We start from the raw sequence: 17,897 nt of genomic DNA, 5'->3' as shown, positions 1-17,897 counted from the left end.
TGCGTGATTGCACACAGCGAGAGCCCGATGCCGGGCTCTCGCTGATCTCCAGTGCGCGTGCCGCGGCTCAGCGGAAGCGGTACTGGAACTCCGCCGCCACTTCGCGGCCGTACGGGCTGTAGGCGCGCCAGAAGTACGGATACGTGTTGTAGCCGCTGTCCTTCGGATGCGTCTTGTCGAACACGTTGTTGACGTAGAAGTTGACCGTCAGCTTGTCGGTCAGCTTCTTGCCCACGTTGGCGTTCCAGATGAAGTACGGCGCGATGCGGCCGGTCTCCTGCCAATTCGGCAGGCTGCCGTAGCGGAGCATGAACACCGCCGCCTGCCAGTCGTTCCGCTGCCAGGTCGCGGTGGTGCGGATGCGGCTGCGGAAGTCGAAGTTGCTCAGGTCGTCGCGGTAGTCGAGGACCGGGTCGCCCTTGAACTCGGCCGACTTCTGCTCGAGGGTGTGCGAGTAGCCCACCTGGAAGCGGAAGTCGCCCAGTCGGTCGGTGTCCAGGCGGTAGTCCAGCGACGCGTCGATGCCCTTGGTGCCGAGGAAGGCGCGGTTGATCGGACCGCGGCGGATCTCGGTGATCTGGCCGTCGTTCGGCGTGCCCGGCGCGCTGAGGCGGGTCACCCGCGACAGCATGTCGTTGCAGAACGCCGAGCCCGGCGCACCCAGGGTGAACGGGTTGCGGTTGCGGGTCAGCCCGGTCACGCAGCCGGCTTCGCCGTCGAGGATGTAGGTGGAGGTGATGTCGGCCACCACGTTCTTCAGGCGGATGTCGTAGTAGTCGGCGGTGACCGACAGGCCGTCGAGCACGTCCCACACGAAGCCGGCGGTCCACGATGTGCCGGTTTCCTCGGACAGGTCGGTGGTGCCCTGGCGCACGCCGTACGCGGTGTAGTTCACCGTGGTGTCCGAGGTCGGGCACTGCGCCGCGGCGCGGCCGCTTTCCAGGCAGCGACGGGTGTCGAAGATGCTGGTGAACGAGCCGCTGCGATCGGCGAACACGTAGTGCAGGTCCGGCGCGCGGAAGCTGGTGGAGTAGGAGCCGCGCAGCAGCAGGCTGTCCAGCGGGCGCCACTCCAGGCCGGCGTTCCAGGTCTTGGCGTCGTCTACCGCGGTGACGTCGTCGTACTTGTCCAGGCGTCCGGCCAGGTGCGCCTTCAGCGAACTGAGGATCGGAATCGACAGTTCCACGCCCAGTGCGTAGCGGTCGCGCTTGCCGCCGCCGCCAGTGCCGGTGAGGTTGTACGGACGGTCGGTGCCGGTGTAGTCGGGCAGGATGCGCGGGTCGGCGTTGAGCTTGTACTCCTGCTGCGAGGCTTCGACGATACCGGCGAAGCCCAGCGCGCCGGCCGGCAGTTCGAACAGGTCGCCGGAGAGCACGAAGCTGCCCTGGTTGACGTGCGAGTTGGCGTCGGTCTTGACCGTGGTGCTCAGCGCCGCGAACTGGTCCGGGGTCAGTGCGCTGTAGTAGCGCTGCTGGTTCAGGCGATACACCGGATAGGTGACGCCGCCCACCACGCGGGTGCCCAACTGCTGGCCGAGGAAGTAATCGTTGACCGCCGAGGCCATCAGGCGCGGACGATCGACCTTCACCTTGTACTCGGCGCGCGACAGCGTCAGGTCCCAGTCGAAGCGCTCGCCCAGCTTGCCGCGCAGGCCGGCGGCGAAGTCGTAGGACTTCTCCTTGTTGCGCGCCATCAGATGCTCGACGCCGCCGGCTTCCTGCGGGGCGAACACGCGCTGCGCGTCGACCAGTGCATTGAAACCGGGATCGAACCACAGCGCGCCATTGGTGCGGCCGGACCAGAACTGGGTGCCCGCGGTGTACTTGGACTCGGAGGACCAGGCCTGCAGGCTGGCCCAGCCCTGTAGGCCGCCTTCGAAATCGAAGGTGCCGTACGCGTAGCCGGACAGGTCGTTGTTCTGGTTGCGGATGGTCTGGTAGGCCGGGTCCTTGAAGGTGCCGCAGGCCTGGCCGAGGTTGGTGATGGCGCCACTGGCGCTGGCGGTGCGGTAGTTCCAGCGCACCCACTCGTCGCCCAACTGCTCGCAGGCGCCGGCCGGCGGCGCGAAGTAGGAGTTGGTGGTCGAGCCGGTACGGCGGCGCACGCGCATGGTGCCGGTCGGCTGGATGCCGACGAAGGCCGGCGGGAACGGGTTGTCCAGCGACGAATCCATGAAGTCGCGCTGGTAGGCGAACAGCGGCTCGCCGGCGGTGTACTCGAAGGCATAGGTCAGGCTCCAGCGGTCGCCGGTCTTGCCGCCGATCCACTGGAAGTCGCCGGTGTCGCCGCCGCCGCGGGTCAGGGTGCTGCCGCGCAGCTTGACCAGGTCGCCCTCGTAGTTGGTCTTGAGGATGACGTTGACCACGCCGGCGACCGCGTCGGAGCCGTAGATGGCCGAGGCGCCGCCGGCGAGGATCTCGATGCGGTCGACCGCCGCGGCCGGGATGTTGCCGAAGTTGGCGAAGTTGCTCTGGCCGTTGTAGGGCAGCGGGTAGTCCGCGGCGCGGCGGCCGTTGATCAGCAGCAGGGTGCGGCCGGGGCCGAGACCGCGCAGGTTGATCACGCTGGCGTTGGGGGTGAAGCCGCCCTGGAACAGCTCGTTCTGGGTGGAGCCGGAGGCCTGGGTGAGCGTGCTCAGCGCGTCGAAGACGGTGTTGAAGCCTTCGCGCTCGATCTGGGTGGCGGAGATGATGGTGACGGGCGAGGGGCCCTCGACCTCGGTGCGCTGGATGCGCGAGCCGGTCACCGTCACCTTCTCGAGGGTGCGCGCCTTGGCGCCGGTGGCCTCGGTCAGTTGTTCCGTCTCCGATTCCTCGCTCGCGGGCTGGCTTTGCGCCAGCGCCGATGCGGCGGGCAGGGCCAGAATGGCGGACACAGCAACGACCAGAAGACTCCGCTTGGGAGTCGGTGCTTTGACTGACATTGACAAATTTCCCCTAGATGCATGTGCAGTACCCAGGTCCCTTCCTGGACAGGTACGTGTAGAGAGCGTGAGGTCCGTTTCACGTTTCTTGACCGTAGCATGAACAAATCGGAAAAGTAACGAAAAATTTTCGTTACATGACATGTGGGTGCAGCTGACTTGCTGTAGAGGCGCGTCCGGGTGGCCTTCGCTGCGGCGCTCCCTCACGTAACTCCTTGTCGCGCTGCTGTTTCGGCTTGCTCGGCGCCGGCTCGCGTCCTGTTCGCCAGCGCTTCGGCTGCGCACAGGCGGTCGGCAGCGACCGCTGCGCATGCACGCGAATGCTGCGCTGCAGTCATAATCGGAGACCGCCGCGCGTGCCTGCGTGCCGACGCGGCCAGCCTTCCAGGGGAGATCGGGCGCATCCATGAGCGAACAGGTTCAGCTCTACAACCAGGCCATCGCCGCGCTCAATCGCAGCGACTGGCCGCAGGCGCAGCGGATCGCGCAACATCTGCTGCAGGCCTTGCCGCAGCATCCGGGCGTGCATTTCGTCGCCGGCGTGGCGGCGCTGGAGCTGCAGCAGATGCAGGTCGCGGCCATGCACCTGCACCAGGCCGCGACCCTCAATCCCGAGCGCGCCGACTACGCGGCGCAACTGGCGCGGGTGCTGGCGATGGGTCGGTTCCTGCAGGATGCGCACCGTTTCGCCGATCATGCGATGGCGCTGCAACCCACCGATGCGCATACCCTGGACACGCTGGGTGTGGTCTACAGCCAGGTCAACGAACACGCTGCGTCGCTGCAGGCATTCACGCGTGCGGTGCAGGCGGCACCGCAGCAGGCCAGCTTCCGCTACAACCTGGGCACCTCGTTGCTGTTCTCCGGCCGGCTGCAGGAGGCCGAGGCCGAGTACCGCGCCTGCCTGGCGCTGGAGCCGCGCTACTGGAAGGTGTATCTGTCGCTGTCGCAGCTGCGCAAGTGGACGCCGGAAGAGAACAACCTGGCCCTGCTCGAGGCCGCGCTGGCGTCGGCCGGCGACGATCCGGACGCGGTGCTGTACCTGAACCTGGCGCTGGCCAAGGAGCACGAGGATCTGGGCGACTACCGCGCGGCCTTCCGTGGCTATGTGCAGGGCAAGTCGGTGCACAAGCGGGCGCGCGGCTACACCTCCGAGCGCGATGCGCGCCTGTTCGATGCGCTGGAGCGGACCTTCCGCGCCGACGATGCGCCGGTGGCGGGCTTCGAGAGTGAGGAGCCGATCTTCGTGATCGGCATGCCGCGCAGCGGCACCACCCTGGTGGACCGGATCCTGTCCAGCCATCCGCAGGTGCACTCGGCGGGCGAACTGCAGAACTTCTCGGTGGTGCTCAAGCGCCTGACCGGCACGCCGTCGCCCGAGATCCTCGACGTCGCCACACTGAGCCAGGTGCAGGGACTGGACTGGCGCGCGCTCGGCCGTGGCTATGTCGAATCCACGCGCCCCGGCACCGCGCTGAAGCCACGCTTCGTGGACAAGCTGCCGCACAACTTCCTCTACGCCGGCCACATCGCGCGAGCCTTGCCGAGGGCGAAGATCGTGTGCCTGCGGCGCGACCCGATGGATACCTGTCTGAGCAACTTCCGCCAGTTGTTCGCGCTGTCATCGCCGTACTACGACTATTCCTTCGACCTGATGGACGTCGGCCGCTACTTCCTGATGTTCGACCGGTTGATGGCGCACTGGAACGCGGTGCTGCCGCAGCGCATCCTGCAGGTCGACTACGAGGACCTGGTGACCGCGCAGGAGCCGACCACGCGCCGCCTGCTGGAGTTCTGCGGCCTGCCTTGGGACGACGCCTGCCTGCATTTCGAGCAGAACCAGGCGCCGGTGGCCACCGCCAGCGTGGTGCAGGTGCGCACGTCGATGACGCGTTCCTACATGGGGCGCTGGCAGCGCTACGGCGAGGATCTGGACGAGCTGAAGGCGCTGTTGTCGGGGTTCTATCCGTAGCGTCGCGGCGGCCCGGCGCGCGGTTGCTCGCCACGGTCCTGGCCGCGCATCGCGATGCCTGCGCGTGCCTTGTCGCGCACCGGCGCTGACGCGCGCACGGGGCGCGTGACTCGTCCGTCACGCATGCGGTTGGATGAGCGGGGCCGCGTCCAATCCATGGCGCCGACGCGCCGGAGTGATGCCGCGGCGTGACGATCCCGACGATCGCGCTGCCTGCCGGCTGCGACATGCGAGGGCAGGACCGCCGGTCCACGATCCATCGTGCATAAAAAAACCCACCCTTGCGGGTGGGTTCTTTCATTGCATGCGCGCGTTCTTACTTGCCGAACGAGTAACGCATTTCCAGGTAGTACGCACGGCCGTACACATCGAAGTTGTATTCGTTGTACGCCCACTGCGCGCTGCCCGGGTAGGACGCGTCGAACGGCGGCATCTTGTTGAACACGTTGGTCACCATCAGCGACAGCTCCAGGCCCTCGAACGCCTTGTAGGTCACGCTGGCGTTGTGGGTGATGTGCGACGGCAGCTTGCCGGCGCGCGGAGCCGCATAACCATCGGCGCTGATCGTGGCGGCGTAGTTCGGGGTCTTGTCGAACCAGCTCGCGTACCAGGTGGTCGAGAACTTGCCGATGTCCCAGGTCAGCGACGCGTCGGCCTTGCGCTTCGGGTCGGTGCTCCAGTACGGATCGTTCAGCAGGTCGACCGGCGTGTCGCCCGCGTAGCGCACGTACTTGTGGCGCAGGTTCTCGCTGTAGCTGGCGATGGTGCTCAGGTCGCCCCAGCGGCCGAAGTCGTAGCCATAGCGGAACGAGGCGGTGACCGCTTCAAGCTTCTGGTTGGAGACGTTGACCTTCGGCGTGTAGATGTTGGTGATCTGGCCGGCCGTGTTGCGGGTGACCTGGGCGAACGTGGCCTGGCACAGCGCGGAGTTGGCATCGTCGATGCCGGCGCGGCAGCGGTAATCCTGCAGGCTCAGAGCATTGGCGCTCTGCTGGGTGACCTCATCGCTGATGTCCCAGTTGAGGTAGTCGACGGTCAGCGCCATGCGGTCCACCGGCGACCACACGAAGCCCGCGCTCCACACGTCGGCGTTGATCGGCTTCAGGTCCAGGTTGCCGGACTGCGTACCGCGGAACTGACGGCTCGAGTAGGCGGCCGGGCAGTTGTCGGTGTTGCCCGGCAGGTAGCCGCGCCGCGCGCACTGGTAGTAGTCGATGACGCTGTTGTAGTAGCCGCTCTGGCCCTGGTACAGGTCGGACAGGGTCGGCGCGCGGAACGCGGTGCCGTACTTGCCGCGCAGCAGCAGGGTCTCGAACGGACGGTACTCCAGCGAGATGCTGTAGGTCGGCTTGTCGATGGTGCGGCCGCTGGCCTTGAACGCGTCGTAACGACCGGCCAGGGTGATGGTCAGCGGGTCGAACACCGGCATGCGCAGTTCCGAGGTCAGCGCGTAGCGGTCGCGCTGGCCGCCGCCGGCCACCGAGGTCAGGCCCCAGACTTCGCCGTTGAGGATCACCGGATCCGGATCGTAGTCCCACTTCTGCTTGCCGTACTCGCCGACCACGGCCAGGCCCGCATCGCCGCCGGGCAGGCTGAACAGCTTGGCGTTGGTGGCTTGCAGGCGAATCATGCCGTCGGAGGTCTTGCTCTTGTTGGTGGCCTGGCCGGTGAAGCTGGCGAAGTCCGCCTGGCTGATCGGCGAGTAGAACGCCGCGTAGTTCGGCGAGTACACCGGATAGGCGCCGTACAGTGGATCCAGGCCGAGCTGCGGGCCCAGCACGCGGTTGACGAAGAACTGGTCGATCGCGTTCTTGTAGCGGACCAACTGGCGCTCTTCCAGCTTGTACTGGGTGTAGGTGACACCGGCATCGTAGTCCCAGCTCGACTGGCCGAGCTGGCCCTGGGCGCCGAAGGTCACGCGCACCGAGTCGCTCTTGTCGCGGCTCATCGTGTCCTTGATGCCGTTGATGCCCATTTCTTCCGGGGCGAACGAACGCTGCAGGTTCAGCAGGTCGCCCACGTTCGGATCGTAGTAGTAGCCGAAGTCGGCGGCGGTGCCCCACCAGATGTAGTTGGAGCCGGCGTTGTACTTGACCTCGTCGTGGCTGTAGAGCACGTCGCCATACAGCTGCACGTTGTCGTTCAGGTCATGGGTGCCGTGGATGTAGGCCTGCAGCGACTTGTTGCCGGCATCCAGGGTGCGGTAGCCCGGGGTGTACTTGGAGCCGCAGTAGTACTCGTCGCCGAAGCCGCGGCGCTGCTGCTTGGCGATGGTGCCGCCGAACAGGCCGGACACGTTGTTGCAGTTGTTCGGGTCGAGGAACTTGTAGCTGGTGAACGGGCTGTAGACCAGGAAGTCGCGGCTCGGCAGTTGGGCGGTGTAGCCCTGCGTGTTGAACTGCTTGGTTTCGTCGCGCTGGTAGGCCCAGATCGGATCCTTCTCTTCGTACTGCACGCCGCCCAGGATGCTGGTGCGGCCGTCGGCCGAGGTCCAGCCGTCGGCGAAGGTGGCGCGGAAGTTGCTGCCGCCGCCCTCGGAGAAGCCGCCGCCGCGGATGCTGAACACCGCGCCGTCCATCTTCTTCTTGAGGATGACGTTGATCACGCCGGCGATCGCGTCGGAACCGTACAGCGACGACTGGCCGCCCGGCAGGATTTCGATGCGGTCGACCAGGTCGATCGGAATGCCGCTGATGTTGTTGAAGGTGTCGCTGCCGTTGTACAGGGCCGGATAGTTCGACATCGGGCGGCCGTCGATCAGGTACTTCACGTAGCCCGGCGGCAGGCCGAACAGGCTGACGGTCTTCGCGCCCTGGGTGAAGGTGCCCGAACTCTGACCGCCCTGCACGCCGCCGGTGGCGAACGAGCTCTTCTGCAGCACGTCGGCGACGGTGCTGAAGCCGCGCGCCTTGATCTCTTCGGCATTGATCGTGGTGACCGGGGTGGCGGTCTCGATCTCGGTCTGCGGAATCAGCGAGCCGGTGACGGTGATCTTTTCCAGATCCGTCGCCTTGTCGGTCTTGCCGTCGGTCGTGGCGTCCTGCGCGAAGGCGGCGAACGCGGCCGGGACAAGCATGGCGGAGGCCAGTGCGGCACTCAGGTGGCTGTGCTTGAAACTACGAGTATGACGAGCAGTCATCTTTCTCTATCCCCGAAAATCAATCGATAAGGCGAGGGGCCTCGTGCCGCGACATGTGCCTTGAAAGTGGGATCGCATCCTGCGACCAACCCAAACGTAACACGGACTTAACACCGTTTGTACATGGGTGTCACTTTTTTCGTCTACGGACGAAAAGTGCCGCGATCAGGCGGGAAATGTCGGCGAACGCCGGGTACTGGCACCTGTGTAGACAAATTTCGCGCTGCTATGCACCATTACGGGGCGTTTGTTGTGCAGGTTGCTGAACATGGACGTCTCGGAGCCGGCTGTGCCCCGGAAGGCCCGCGCCGACTGGCGCGCGTCGGCATCGTCGCCAGGGAGGCGATGCCGCTGACGCACCATTTCGGTGAGTGCGATTCGCCATCGTGGGGCGTTGGGTGGGCGCACTGGGGACGCCGGCATCGTGCAAGGCGATCCTGTGCCTGTGTGGGCCGGTGTTCGTGGCGCGCATGGTCAGGGGCGAAACGCCCGACGGCCGTCGGTGCCAGGCGCCATTTGCGCAAGATCGGCCGGCGCGCGCGCCAGCGGCGGCGGCAGCGCGGGACCGTGTGGCGAGGCACTTGTATAGTCATGTCTGTGCGGCCCGCGCCGCTGCCGCTGCCAGCGGCATTCCTGCCGCGGTCCATGTTCCTTTCTGTCCTGCGCATGCCCGTGTGCGCTGCCGACGCTTCCTGTTGAGTTTTCCGATGACCGAACGCCCGCGTCTCCCCGCCCACGCCGTCCAGCCCAAGCTCGCCCCGCACCCGCGCATCCGCAACGTCATCGCCGTCGGCTCCGGCAAGGGCGGGGTGGGCAAGTCCACCACCGCCGTGAACCTGGCCCTGGCCCTGCAGCGCCAGGGCGCGCGCGTGGGCGTGCTGGATGCCGACGTCTACGGCCCCAGCGTGCCGGCCATGCTCGGCCTGAGTGGGCGCCCGGACAGTCCGGACGACAAGAGCATCGAGCCGATGCGCGCCTTCGGCATCGAGGCGATGTCGATCGGGCTGCTGGTGGACCAGGACACGCCGATGATCTGGCGCGGCCCGATGGCGACCTCGGCGCTGACCCAGCTGTTCGCCGATACCCTGTGGGACGACTTGGACTACCTGCTGATCGACCTGCCGCCCGGCACCGGCGACATCCAGCTGACCCTGGCGCAGAAGATCCCGGTGGCCGGTGCGGTGATCGTCACCACCCCGCAGGACATCGCCACGCTGGACGCGAAGAAGGCGCTGAAGATGTTCGAGAAGGTCGAGGTGCCGGTGCTGGGCATCGTCGAGAACATGGCGGTGCATACCTGCAGCCAGTGCGGCCATGTCGAGCACCTGTTCGGCGAGGGCGGCGGCCAGCGCATGGCGCAGCAGTACGGTGTGCCGCTGCTGGGGTCGCTGCCGCTGGCGATCGCGATCCGCGAGCAGGGCGACGCCGGCACCCCGGTGGTGGCCGCGGCACCGGACTCGGCCGCGACGCAGGCCTACCTGGCCACCGCGCAGCGGCTGACCGAAGAACTGCGCAAGCGCCCGCGCGCGGCCATCCCGATCTCCGCGGCCCTGCGCTGAGCGGCACGCGGCGCCTGCCGCGAACGCCCCGCGACCGGTAGAATCGCCGGTCATTGCGGCCGGCCCCTTTGCCGGCTGCGTTCCCGGCGTGCAGGCTGCGGCCGCCGCCACCGCATCAGGAAAGCCCCATGAGCATCAAGAGCGACCGCTGGATCCGCCGCATGTCCGAACAGCACGGCATGATCGCGCCCTACGAGCCGGGTCAGGTCAAGCAGGTCGACGGCCAGCGCATCGTCAGCTACGGCACCTCCAGCTACGGCTACGACGTGCGCTGCTCGCGCGAGTTCAAGGTGTTCACCAACATCAACTCGACCATCGTCGACCCCAAACATTTCGACCCCAAGAGCTTCGTCGACATCGAGGCCGACGAGTGCATCATCCCGCCCAACAGCTTCGCGCTGGCGCGCACGGTGGAGTTCTTCCGCATCCCGCGCGACACCCTGGTGGTGTGCCTGGGCAAGAGCACCTATGCGCGCTGCGGCATCATCGTCAACGTGACCCCGCTGGAGCCGGAGTGGGAAGGCCACGTGACCCTGGAGTTCAGCAACACCACGCCGTTGCCGGCGCGCATCTACGCCAACGAAGGCGTGGCGCAGATGTTGTTCTTCCAGTCCGATGCCGACGACGTCTGCGAGACCAGCTACAAGGATCGCGGCGGCAAGTACCAGGGACAGACCGGCGTGACCCTGCCCAGGACCTGACTTTCCATCCCCTTCCTTCCGGCCGCACAAGGAGCGCGCAATGAACGACCCCAATCCCTACCAGGCCCCCGACGCGGCATTGCCGCCAGCGCTGCCGGGCACCGCCGGCGGCGAGGTCCTCGCTGGCCGTGGCGAGCGCCTCGGTGCGGCACTGATCGACGGCGTGATTTCGCTGGCGACGTTCCTGCCGGTCGCGGCGCTGACCGGCTACTTCGGCAAGATCATGGAGGCCGCGCGCAGCGGCGTGCAGCTGCCGTTCCTGACCACGTTCGGCTACGGCGTGCTGGGCATGGTGATCTTCCTGCTGGTGCAGGGCTACCCGCTGGCCAAGAGCGGCCAGACCTGGGGCAAGAAGCTGCTGTGGATCCGCATCGCCGACCTGGACGGCGGGCAGCCGCCGTTCTGGCGTCTGATCGCGTTGCGGTATCTGCCGACCCAGCTGCTGTCGCTGGTGCCGATCTTGGGCAGCATCTATGTGCTGGTGGACACGCTGTTCATCTTCCGCCAGGACAAGCGCTGCCTGCACGACCTGATCGCCGGCACCCGCGTGGTCAACGTCCGCCGCTGAGTCCGCAGTCGCAACACGGCGCCCCCGCGTTTGCAGGGGCCGCTCCCGAAAGCAGCTAGCGCGACGTAGCAGCTAAGATTGGGGGATCGCTTTCGCGAATCCCCACTCCCAAATCCCCAATCCCGGCTCCACCTACTTGCCGCGGCCGAACAGCATGCCGACGCCGACCGCGACTAGGATCGCCGGCCACCAGGTGGCGATCAGCCGGCCCAGGCTCAGGTTGGTCCAGCCCAGGTTGTTGGCCAGGAACACCAGGCCGATCACGATCAGCACGATGGCGGCGATCACATTGGATTTCATGGAGGCGCGGCTTCCGTAAAAAGGGCGCCTATCGTAGCCGCTGGCGCCACGCCGCAACACGCGCCTGTAGTTCTTCGGCGGGCAGCCGCTGTGCGGTGCCGCTGCCCCACACCGGGCCGGGCCAGGCGGCATCGCCCGGATGCCGCCCCAGTACGTGCACGTGCAGTTGCCGCACCACGTTGCCGAGTGCGCCGATGTTGAGCTTGTGCACGCCCGGCTCCTGCCGCAGCAGCTGCGAGAGCTGGTTGATCTCAGCCAGCAGCAGGCGCTGCTGGCCGCCGTCGAGGTCGATCCACTCGCTGGCCTCGGGCACTCGCGGCACCAGAAGCAGCCATGGGAAGCGCGCGTCGTCCATCAGTCGCACCTGCGACAGCGGTCCGTCGGCGACGAACGCGCTGTCGGCCTGCAGCCGCGGGTCGAGGACGAAGTCGGTCATGCCGCGGCTCAGCCCACGTGCTCGGCGAGGAACGCCAGGCTGCGTTCGCGGGCGAGTTCGGCGCTGTCGGCGTCGTAGTGGTTCGGATCAACATGGCGGTCGAAGCCATGCCCGGCCGGGTACACGAAGGTCTGCATCTGCGGCAGCTTCTCGCGGTGCTGCTGGATCGACTCGGCCGGGATGCTGCCGTCCTGCGCGCCGAAGTGGAACAGCACCGGCGCCTTCGGCGTCTCGTCCAGGAACTGGGTGTTGCGGCCGCCGTAGTAGCTCACCGACGGCAGGCCCAGGCGCAGCGCCGACAGCAGCGCGACGCTGCCGCCCCAGCAGTAGCCCAGGGTGCCGACCTTGCCGGCCGGCGCCAGCGCCTGCGCGGCCGCCTGCACGATGTCCAGGGCGCGGTCGAAGCCGAGCGCGCCGACCAGCTCCAGGCCCTTGCGCACGCCGTCCTGGTCATAGGCCAGCTGCGCGTCCTTCTCGACCGGATCGAACAGTGCCGGCGCCAGCACCTCATAGCCGTGGGCGGCGTAGCGGTCGGCGACCTCGCGGATGTAGTCGGTCACCCCGAAGATTTCCTGGATGACGACCAGGCCGCCGCGCGGCGTGCCCTCGGGCAGGGCATGCCAGGCGGAGACCTGGCCGTGAGCGGTGTCGAGGGTGGTCCAGTGACCCATAGCGGCGTTCCTGTGGCGTGGGGGAAGCGGCGGATTATCCATGGCCCAGGCTAAGCCGGGGTGAGCGGGCGCACACCGGGGCCGGGCCGCGCCGGCGGCCCCGGCCCGGTATACTTCGCGCGCTGTTTTTCTCCCAGGCCCCCGGACCCCGGCCCCAATGTCTCTCGCGACCCCCAAAGTCGGCTTCGTCAGCCTCGGCTGCCCGAAGGCCCTTGTCGATTCCGAACGCATCCTCACCCAACTGCGCGTGGAGGGCTATGCGATCGTGCCCAGCTACGACGCGGCCGACGTGGTGGTGGTCAATACCTGCGGCTTCATCGATTCGGCCGTGGCCGAGTCGATGGAGGCGATCGGCGAGGCCATGGCCGAGAACGGCAAGGTCATCGTCACCGGCTGCCTGGGCAAGCGTTCGGAGCAGATCCGCGCGGCCTATCCGGACGTGCTGGCGGTCTCCGGTCCGCAGGACTACCAGAGCGTGATGGAAGCGGTGCATGCGGCGCTGCCGCCGCGCCACGATCCGTTCGTGGACCTGTTGCCGCGCGCGCGCGGCAGCGAGGACGACATCGGGGTCAAGCTGACGCCGCGGCATTACGCCTACCTGAAGATCTCCGAAGGCTGCAATCACCGCTGCAGCTTCTGCATCATTCCGTCGATGCGCGGCGACCTGGTGTCGCGCCCGGTCGACGAGGTGCTGCGCGAGGCCGAGCGGTTGGTGAAGGGTGGGGTGCGCGAGTTGCTGGTGGTGTCGCAGGACACCTCGGCCTATGGCGTGGACCTGAAGTACGCCGAGCGCGAGTGGCGCGGCCGCAGCTACCAGACGCGGATGAAGGCGCTGTGCGAGGGTCTGTCGGAACTGGGCGCGTGGGCGCGCCTGCACTACGTGTATCCGTACCCGCACGTGGACGACGTGATCCCGCTGATGGCCGAGGGCAAGCTGCTGCCGTACCTGGACATCCCGTTCCAGCATGCCAGCCCGCGCATCCTCAAGCTGATGAAGCGGCCGGGCGCGGTCGAGCGCACCCTGGAGCGCGTGCAGCGCTGGCGTGCGCTGTGCCCGGAGATCACCCTGCGTTCGACCTTCATCGTCGGCTTCCCCGGCGAGACCGACGCCGAGTTCGAGCAGTTGCTGGATTTTCTCGACGAGGCGCAGCTCGATCGCGTCGGTGCCTTCGCCTATTCGCCGGTGGAAGGCGCCAGCGCCAACGCGCTGCCGGATCCGGTGCCGGAAGAACTCAAGCAGGAGCGGCTGGCGCGCTTCATGGAACGGCAGGCGGCGATTTCCGCCGCGCGCTTGGAAGCCAAGATCGGCAGCGTGCAGGAATGCTTGGTCGACCTGCTGGAAGACGGCATCGCGGTGGCGCGCTCCAAGGCCGATGCGCCGGAGATCGACGGCCTGGTGCATATCCAGAACGGCGGCGAACTCGGGCTGAAGCCGGGCGACCTGGTGCAGGTCGAAATCATCGATAGCGACGAGCACGACCTGTTCGGCGATGGGCTGCCGGCGCAGGCGTCGTCGGCAAAGCCGCTCGATCTGCGGGTGCTCTGAGGTCGCAGACGGCGGCACGCGTGGCGCCCTGGCGCCGCGCGCTCACGGCGTGGCGTAGTCCACCGCCACCACCACGAAGCTGTGGCGGCCGCCGGGTAGCTGCGCTTCCACTTCGTCGTCGACGCGCTTCTTCAGCAGCGCCCGCGCCAGCGGCGAATCGATGCTGATCCAGCCGCGCGCCGCGTCGGTCTCGTCCGGGCCGACGATGCGATAGCGGCGCAGTTCGCCGCTGTCGGCATCCTCCAGCTCGATGTGCGCGCCGAAGAACACCGCCTGCGGGTCGGACGGCGCCTCGGCGACCACGCGCAGCGCTTCCAGGCGCTTGCTCAGGTAGCGCACGCGGCGGTCGATCTCGCCCAGTTGCTTCTTGCGGTAGGTGTACTCGGCGTTCTCCGAGCGATCGCCCTCGGCCGCCGCCGCAGCCAGCGCCTTGACCACCTCGGGGCGGCGCACCCGCCACAGTTCGTCCAGCTCGGCCTTGAGCCGGGCATGGCCTTCCGGGGTGATCAGGGCGGTGCTTTTTTCGGCAGGGGGACGCCAACGGCTCATCGGTACGACTGCGGTGGAGCGGGGTGGCGATGCTAGCGCGTGGCTGCGGCTTGCGCACCCGCAGGCGATGGCCGAAGCTGGCGCCGCCCCGCACATGGACGTCGCCCGATGTTGATCCTGCCGCTGCACAAGCCGCTGTCGCGGGACAACCTTCCGCTGGTCACGCTGCTGCTGATCCTGCTCAATGTCGCGGTCTACGTCGGCTGGCAGCGCCAGGACGCGACGCCGTTGCGGCAGGCGCAGCACTACTACACGGACTCCGGACTCGGCGCGCTGGAAACGCCGGCCTATGCGCGCTACCTGGAACGCAGCGGTCAGCGCGCGCCGCTCGCGCAATTGCAGCAGATGCCAGCGGCAGAGCGGACGGCCTTCGTCGGCACCGCCACCCTGCACGATGTGCGCTTCGTGCAGGCCATGCGCGATGGCAGCGTCTTCGCGGACGCCGATGCGCAGCAAGCCTGGGCGCCGCTGCGCGCGCACTACGACGCGCTGCTGCAGCGCGTGTTCACCCTGCGCCATGTGCAGCGCAGCTCGGAATGGGCGCCGGCGCGCATGCTCAGTGCTGCGTTCCTGCATGCCGACGCCATGCACCTGATCGGCAACATGCTGTTCCTGCTGGCGCTGGGCACGCTGCTGGAAGGCGCGATCGGCGGCTGGCGGTTCCTGGCGGTGTACCTGCTCGGTGCGTTCGGCGCCAGCGCGGCCAGCCTGTGGTGGCGCTGGGGCGAGGCCGGCGCCGGTCTCGGCGCGTCCGGCGCCATCGCCGCGCTGATGGGCGCATTCTGCGTGGTGTGGGGGCGGCGTCCGGTGCGCTTCTTCTACTGGGTGGCGGTGCTGTTCGACTATGTGCGGGCGCCGGCCATCGTGCTGCTGCCGCTGTGGCTGGGCTGGGAGCTGTACAACCTGCTGTGCAACGGCGATGCCGGCATCGGCTTCGACGCGCATGCCGGCGGGCTGGTGGTCGGCGCACTGCTCGGCGCGGTGCTGGTGGCCACCGGGCAGACGCGCGAGGCGTTTCTGCGCGACGATGACGGGATGCCGGCCGACGACCGCTGGGACCGCGCGCAGGCGCATCTGGGGCGGATGGAACACCTCCAGGCCGGCGCGCTGCTGGACGCGCTGGCTGCCGAAGCGCCGCAGCGCTTCGATGTGGCGCTGGCGCGCTATCGCCTGGCCGCCAACGCCGGCCAGGTCGCGACGGCGCGGCTGCGCGCGTTGGACGTGCTGCGCCTGGCGGCGCCGTCCGTGCAGGAGGCGCAGCAGCAGGCGGCAGTGCTTGCCGCGGCCGGCGATCTGGATGCGTCGACGCGTGCGGCGGTGTTCGCGCGCTGGATGGCGCTGGGGATGCTGGCCGAGGTGGAGGCATTGCTGGCGCAGGATGCGGTCTCGCCACGCGAGCAGCAGGCGCAGGCCTGGTTCCGGCTGGCGCTGGGCCATGGCGAACGCCAGGCCACGGCGGAGTGGCGGCGCGTGCTGCAGGCGCTGGTCGCGCGTTATCCGGACCTGCCGCAGGCGGACAAGGCGCGGTTCCTGCTTGCCAACGCGTGAGGGTGCGGCCCGGCACGGAAGCGGAGCATGGTGGCGCGCCCCGCGCGACCGGCGCTAGACCGGCGCGATCGTCACCGCGCGCAACGCCGCCTGCAGCTTGCCGCGTTGTACCTCGTCGTCGCAGCGGTTCAGCGCGTCCTCCAGCAGCTCGCGGGCCTGCGCGTCTTCGCCGAAGCGTTCGGCCAGCAGCAACGCCGCCTGCAGCGACCAGGCGCTGCGTTCCGGCGCTTTCGGCCAGGCACGCAGCGCGGCCTGCAGGCCGTCGGCGGCGAGCCGGAACTGTCCGGCCAGCTGCGCGCGTTCGGCCAGCAGTGTGGCCTGTTCCGGCAGCAGCGGCGCGAAATCGGAATCGGTGTCCAGCGCTTCGCGCTGCAGCGCCAGGGCGCGCCGTTCCTGCTTTTCCTGCAGCAGCCGGTGGATGTACTGGCGGGTATGCTCGCGGCGTTCGTCGTGACGCGCACTGCCGCGCAGCAGGCGCTGGTACAGCTCGTGCACGCCCAGGTTCACCGCGCGGCTGCGCACTTCGCTGCGCAGCACCTGCAGGGCGTCCTCGGTATGGCCGTCGCGCACCAGGTGTTCGGCCTCGTCGAGCACGCGCTGGTCCGGATCGTGCCGGCCGAACGCACCTGCCGCGTCGGCGGCCGGTTCGTAGCCCAGCACCGCGTGATACTGGTAGACCAGATGGCCCATCAGGTGGAAGGCCGCGAACAGGCCCCAGATCGTCACCACGGTGACCGCCAGGTCGGCGACCAGCGGCGGCAGGGCGCGCTGCAGCCAGGCGGCGGCGCCCAGCGCGCTGGCCTGGATCACGAACAGCAGGCCGAACGCGGCCAGGTACGGCCAGCCGATGCGCAGCGCCAGGCCAATCGACACGGCCGGGTTCAGCGCACGGCGCAGGCTGCCGTCCATCGCCAGGGAAATCAGGAAGCCCGGCTGCAGCAGCACCACCGCCAGCAGCATCAGCAGGCCGCCGACCGGCCCGGTCAGCAGCAGCGCCGCGAACACGGCCACGCCAAGCAAGATCATCAGCGCAAACAGCCGCACGACCACGCCGTCGCCGATGTCGAACCCGCGTTCCGGCGCGTCCAGGTAGCCGTCGGCAGTGTGGCGCAGGATCTCGAAGGCGTACTTGTAGATCGCCAGGGTGGTGACGATGCCCAGGATCCAGCCGATGCCCGGCAGCAGGCCCAGCAGGCTGCACAGGGTCAGCGCGATCAGCGCGTACAGGGCGCCGCCGTGCAACGGATACAGCGCGATGGCGCGGGTGCGCGCCCAGAACGGCTCGGGTGTGCTGCGATGTGCGCGGCGTGCGCCCGCGCGACGACGGTCTTCCATGACGCCCCCTGTCTACGAAGTGCGACGATTGTGCGGGTCGGCCGCGGCGCGCGCAATCGTGGGCCGCCGGGCAAACCTCTGGTGGGGCCCTTGGGTTGCCTGCAGCCATTGTGTGGTCGACTGCGCAACGCGCGTTCCACGCCGCCGTCGCCGTGCGCCGGCTCGCTACACTGCGCCCGAGCGTGGACAGCGCAATGCCATGCCGATGGTCGTGCACACGCGCTGCGCATTCCCCCATTCCCCCTTGGAGCTTCGCTTGGATTCTTCCTTAACGTGCGCAAGGTGTTCGAGGCGTTCATGAGTCCGGGTTCGGTGACCGAGCGGCTGTACTTCTTCGTCGGCGAATACGTCGACCGCGACAAGGTCGGCGCCGGCGGCGGCATTGCTGCCGAGGGCGAGGAGATCGAGGTACTGGAGCTGGCGCTCGATGCCGCGCTGGCGATGATCGACAGCGGCGAGATCGCCGACGCCAAGACCATCATGCTGTTGCAGTACGCCAAGCTGCACGGGCTGCTGGCCTAGCGTGGCGTTGTCGGTTCCTTGTCTCTGCGCGTGGCATCGCCAGGATCGAAGGCCGCGCCTAACCGCGTATCCAGTGTTCTACACGCCGGGCCTGTCGATCACTGGTGGCGACCGTGTGCGCCAGGCAT

Annotated in this window: 13 protein-coding genes and 1 pseudogene; 7 read left to right on the top strand and 7 right to left on the bottom strand. The window is 68.1% G+C overall.

Annotated features, from left to right (window positions below; all coding sequences use genetic code 11):
- Positions 1-67: 67 nt before the first annotated feature.
- Positions 68-2,875, bottom strand: coding sequence for a TonB-dependent receptor plug domain-containing protein (locus AC1PK7_RS14860; RefSeq protein WP_481098627.1), 2,808 nt, complete (start codon positions 2,873-2,875; stop codon positions 68-70).
- A 454-nt stretch (positions 2,876-3,329) separates the two neighbouring features.
- Between AC1PK7_RS14860 and AC1PK7_RS14855 the strand changes: the two genes are divergently transcribed.
- Positions 3,330-4,895, top strand: coding sequence for a tetratricopeptide repeat-containing sulfotransferase family protein (locus AC1PK7_RS14855; protein ID WP_481098626.1), 1,566 nt, complete (start codon positions 3,330-3,332; stop codon positions 4,893-4,895).
- 316 nt (positions 4,896-5,211) lie between these two features.
- Here the strand turns inward: AC1PK7_RS14855 and AC1PK7_RS14850 are convergent, their stop codons facing one another.
- The gene (locus tag AC1PK7_RS14850; RefSeq protein WP_209248364.1) at positions 5,212-7,971 is read right to left on the bottom strand and encodes a TonB-dependent receptor plug domain-containing protein; all 2,760 of its coding nucleotides are present in this window, start codon (positions 7,969-7,971) and stop codon (positions 5,212-5,214) included.
- A 770-nt stretch (positions 7,972-8,741) separates the two neighbouring features.
- Here AC1PK7_RS14850 and apbC point away from each other — a divergent pair.
- The 3 genes from apbC (at position 8,742) to AC1PK7_RS14835 (ending at position 10,862) form a co-directional block, all read left to right on the top strand.
- Positions 8,742-9,593, top strand: a complete 852-nt coding sequence (gene apbC, locus AC1PK7_RS14845; protein ID WP_420007470.1) for an iron-sulfur cluster carrier protein ApbC — start codon at positions 8,742-8,744, stop codon at positions 9,591-9,593.
- A 128-nt stretch (positions 9,594-9,721) separates the two neighbouring features.
- Positions 9,722-10,294 carry a dCTP deaminase gene (gene dcd / locus AC1PK7_RS14840; RefSeq protein WP_017911332.1) on the top strand — a complete coding sequence of 191 codons (573 nt, stop codon included), beginning with the start codon at positions 9,722-9,724 and terminating at the stop codon, positions 10,292-10,294.
- A 40-nt stretch (positions 10,295-10,334) separates the two neighbouring features.
- A complete protein-coding gene (locus AC1PK7_RS14835; protein WP_481098625.1) occupies positions 10,335-10,862 on the top strand; it encodes an RDD family protein in 528 nt (175 codons plus the stop codon).
- Positions 10,863-10,994: 132 nt separating this feature from the next.
- On the opposite strand, the gene AC1PK7_RS14830 is transcribed toward AC1PK7_RS14835, so the two are convergent.
- The 3 genes from AC1PK7_RS14830 to AC1PK7_RS14820 are packed head-to-tail and all read right to left on the bottom strand — an operon-like array spanning position 10,995 to position 12,269.
- Positions 10,995-11,162, bottom strand: a complete 168-nt coding sequence (locus tag AC1PK7_RS14830) for a LiaI-LiaF-like domain-containing protein (RefSeq protein WP_003467495.1) — start codon at positions 11,160-11,162, stop codon at positions 10,995-10,997.
- Positions 11,163-11,190: 28 nt separating this feature from the next.
- The gene (locus tag AC1PK7_RS14825; protein WP_481098624.1) at positions 11,191-11,598 is read right to left on the bottom strand and encodes an HIT domain-containing protein; all 408 of its coding nucleotides are present in this window, start codon (positions 11,596-11,598) and stop codon (positions 11,191-11,193) included.
- Between the two features lie 8 nt (positions 11,599-11,606).
- Positions 11,607-12,269 (bottom strand): dienelactone hydrolase family protein, encoded by a 663-nt coding sequence (locus AC1PK7_RS14820; protein ID WP_010340513.1) that lies wholly within the window; start codon positions 12,267-12,269, stop codon positions 11,607-11,609.
- A gap of 157 nt (positions 12,270-12,426) precedes the next feature.
- Here AC1PK7_RS14820 and rimO point away from each other — a divergent pair, with 157 nt between their 5' ends.
- Positions 12,427-13,815 carry a 30S ribosomal protein S12 methylthiotransferase RimO gene (gene rimO / locus AC1PK7_RS14815; RefSeq protein WP_481098623.1) on the top strand — a complete coding sequence of 463 codons (1,389 nt, stop codon included), beginning with the start codon at positions 12,427-12,429 and terminating at the stop codon, positions 13,813-13,815.
- A 42-nt stretch (positions 13,816-13,857) separates the two neighbouring features.
- On the opposite strand, the gene greB is transcribed toward rimO, so the two are convergent.
- On the bottom strand, positions 13,858-14,364 hold the full coding sequence (gene greB / locus AC1PK7_RS14810; RefSeq protein ID WP_019801381.1) for a transcription elongation factor GreB: 507 nt from the start codon (positions 14,362-14,364) through the stop codon (positions 13,858-13,860).
- A 108-nt stretch (positions 14,365-14,472) separates the two neighbouring features.
- Between greB and AC1PK7_RS14805 the strand changes: the two genes are divergently transcribed.
- Positions 14,473-15,912: a rhomboid family intramembrane serine protease gene (locus AC1PK7_RS14805; RefSeq protein ID WP_481098622.1), complete on the top strand. Its 1,440-nt coding sequence runs from the start codon at positions 14,473-14,475 to the stop codon at positions 15,910-15,912.
- 54 nt (positions 15,913-15,966) lie between these two features.
- On the opposite strand, the gene AC1PK7_RS14800 is transcribed toward AC1PK7_RS14805, so the two are convergent.
- The gene (locus AC1PK7_RS14800; RefSeq protein ID WP_481098621.1) at positions 15,967-17,247 is read right to left on the bottom strand and encodes a hypothetical protein; all 1,281 of its coding nucleotides are present in this window, start codon (positions 17,245-17,247) and stop codon (positions 15,967-15,969) included.
- 270 nt (positions 17,248-17,517) lie between these two features.
- Between AC1PK7_RS14800 and AC1PK7_RS14795 the strand changes: the two are divergent.
- Positions 17,518-17,769: pseudogene (locus AC1PK7_RS14795) on the top strand (NUDIX hydrolase); the annotation flags it as partial.
- Between the last annotated feature and the right edge of the window lie 128 nt (positions 17,770-17,897).

The organism is Xanthomonas sp. NCPPB 3174 (assembly GCF_056725205.1).
The sequence above is the reverse complement of the archived record's forward strand: the minus strand, read 5'-3'. Positions and strand labels throughout refer to the sequence as shown.

Bases quoted from the DNA above. Each gene is read 5' to 3' on its own strand.
- rimO (WP_481098623.1), top strand. From the start codon at position 12,427: ATGTCTCTCGCGACCCCCAAAGTCGGCTTCGTCAGCCTCGGCTGCCCG.
- dcd (WP_017911332.1), top strand. From the start codon at position 9,722: ATGAGCATCAAGAGCGACCGCTGGATCCGCCGCATGTCCGAACAGCAC.
- AC1PK7_RS14820 (WP_010340513.1), bottom strand. From the start codon at position 12,269: ATGGGTCACTGGACCACCCTCGACACCGCTCACGGCCAGGTCTCCGCC.
- AC1PK7_RS14825 (WP_481098624.1), bottom strand. From the start codon at position 11,598: ATGACCGACTTCGTCCTCGACCCGCGGCTGCAGGCCGACAGCGCGTTC.
- greB (WP_019801381.1), bottom strand. From the start codon at position 14,364: ATGAGCCGTTGGCGTCCCCCTGCCGAAAAAAGCACCGCCCTGATCACC.
- apbC (WP_420007470.1), top strand. From the start codon at position 8,742: ATGACCGAACGCCCGCGTCTCCCCGCCCACGCCGTCCAGCCCAAGCTC.
- AC1PK7_RS14805 (WP_481098622.1), top strand. From the start codon at position 14,473: ATGTTGATCCTGCCGCTGCACAAGCCGCTGTCGCGGGACAACCTTCCG.
- AC1PK7_RS14855 (WP_481098626.1), top strand. From the start codon at position 3,330: ATGAGCGAACAGGTTCAGCTCTACAACCAGGCCATCGCCGCGCTCAAT.
- AC1PK7_RS14850 (WP_209248364.1), bottom strand. From the start codon at position 7,971: ATGCTTGTCCCGGCCGCGTTCGCCGCCTTCGCGCAGGACGCCACGACC.
- AC1PK7_RS14800 (WP_481098621.1), bottom strand. From the start codon at position 17,247: ATGGAAGACCGTCGTCGCGCGGGCGCACGCCGCGCACATCGCAGCACA.
- AC1PK7_RS14830 (WP_003467495.1), bottom strand. From the start codon at position 11,162: ATGAAATCCAATGTGATCGCCGCCATCGTGCTGATCGTGATCGGCCTG.
- AC1PK7_RS14835 (WP_481098625.1), top strand. From the start codon at position 10,335: ATGAACGACCCCAATCCCTACCAGGCCCCCGACGCGGCATTGCCGCCA.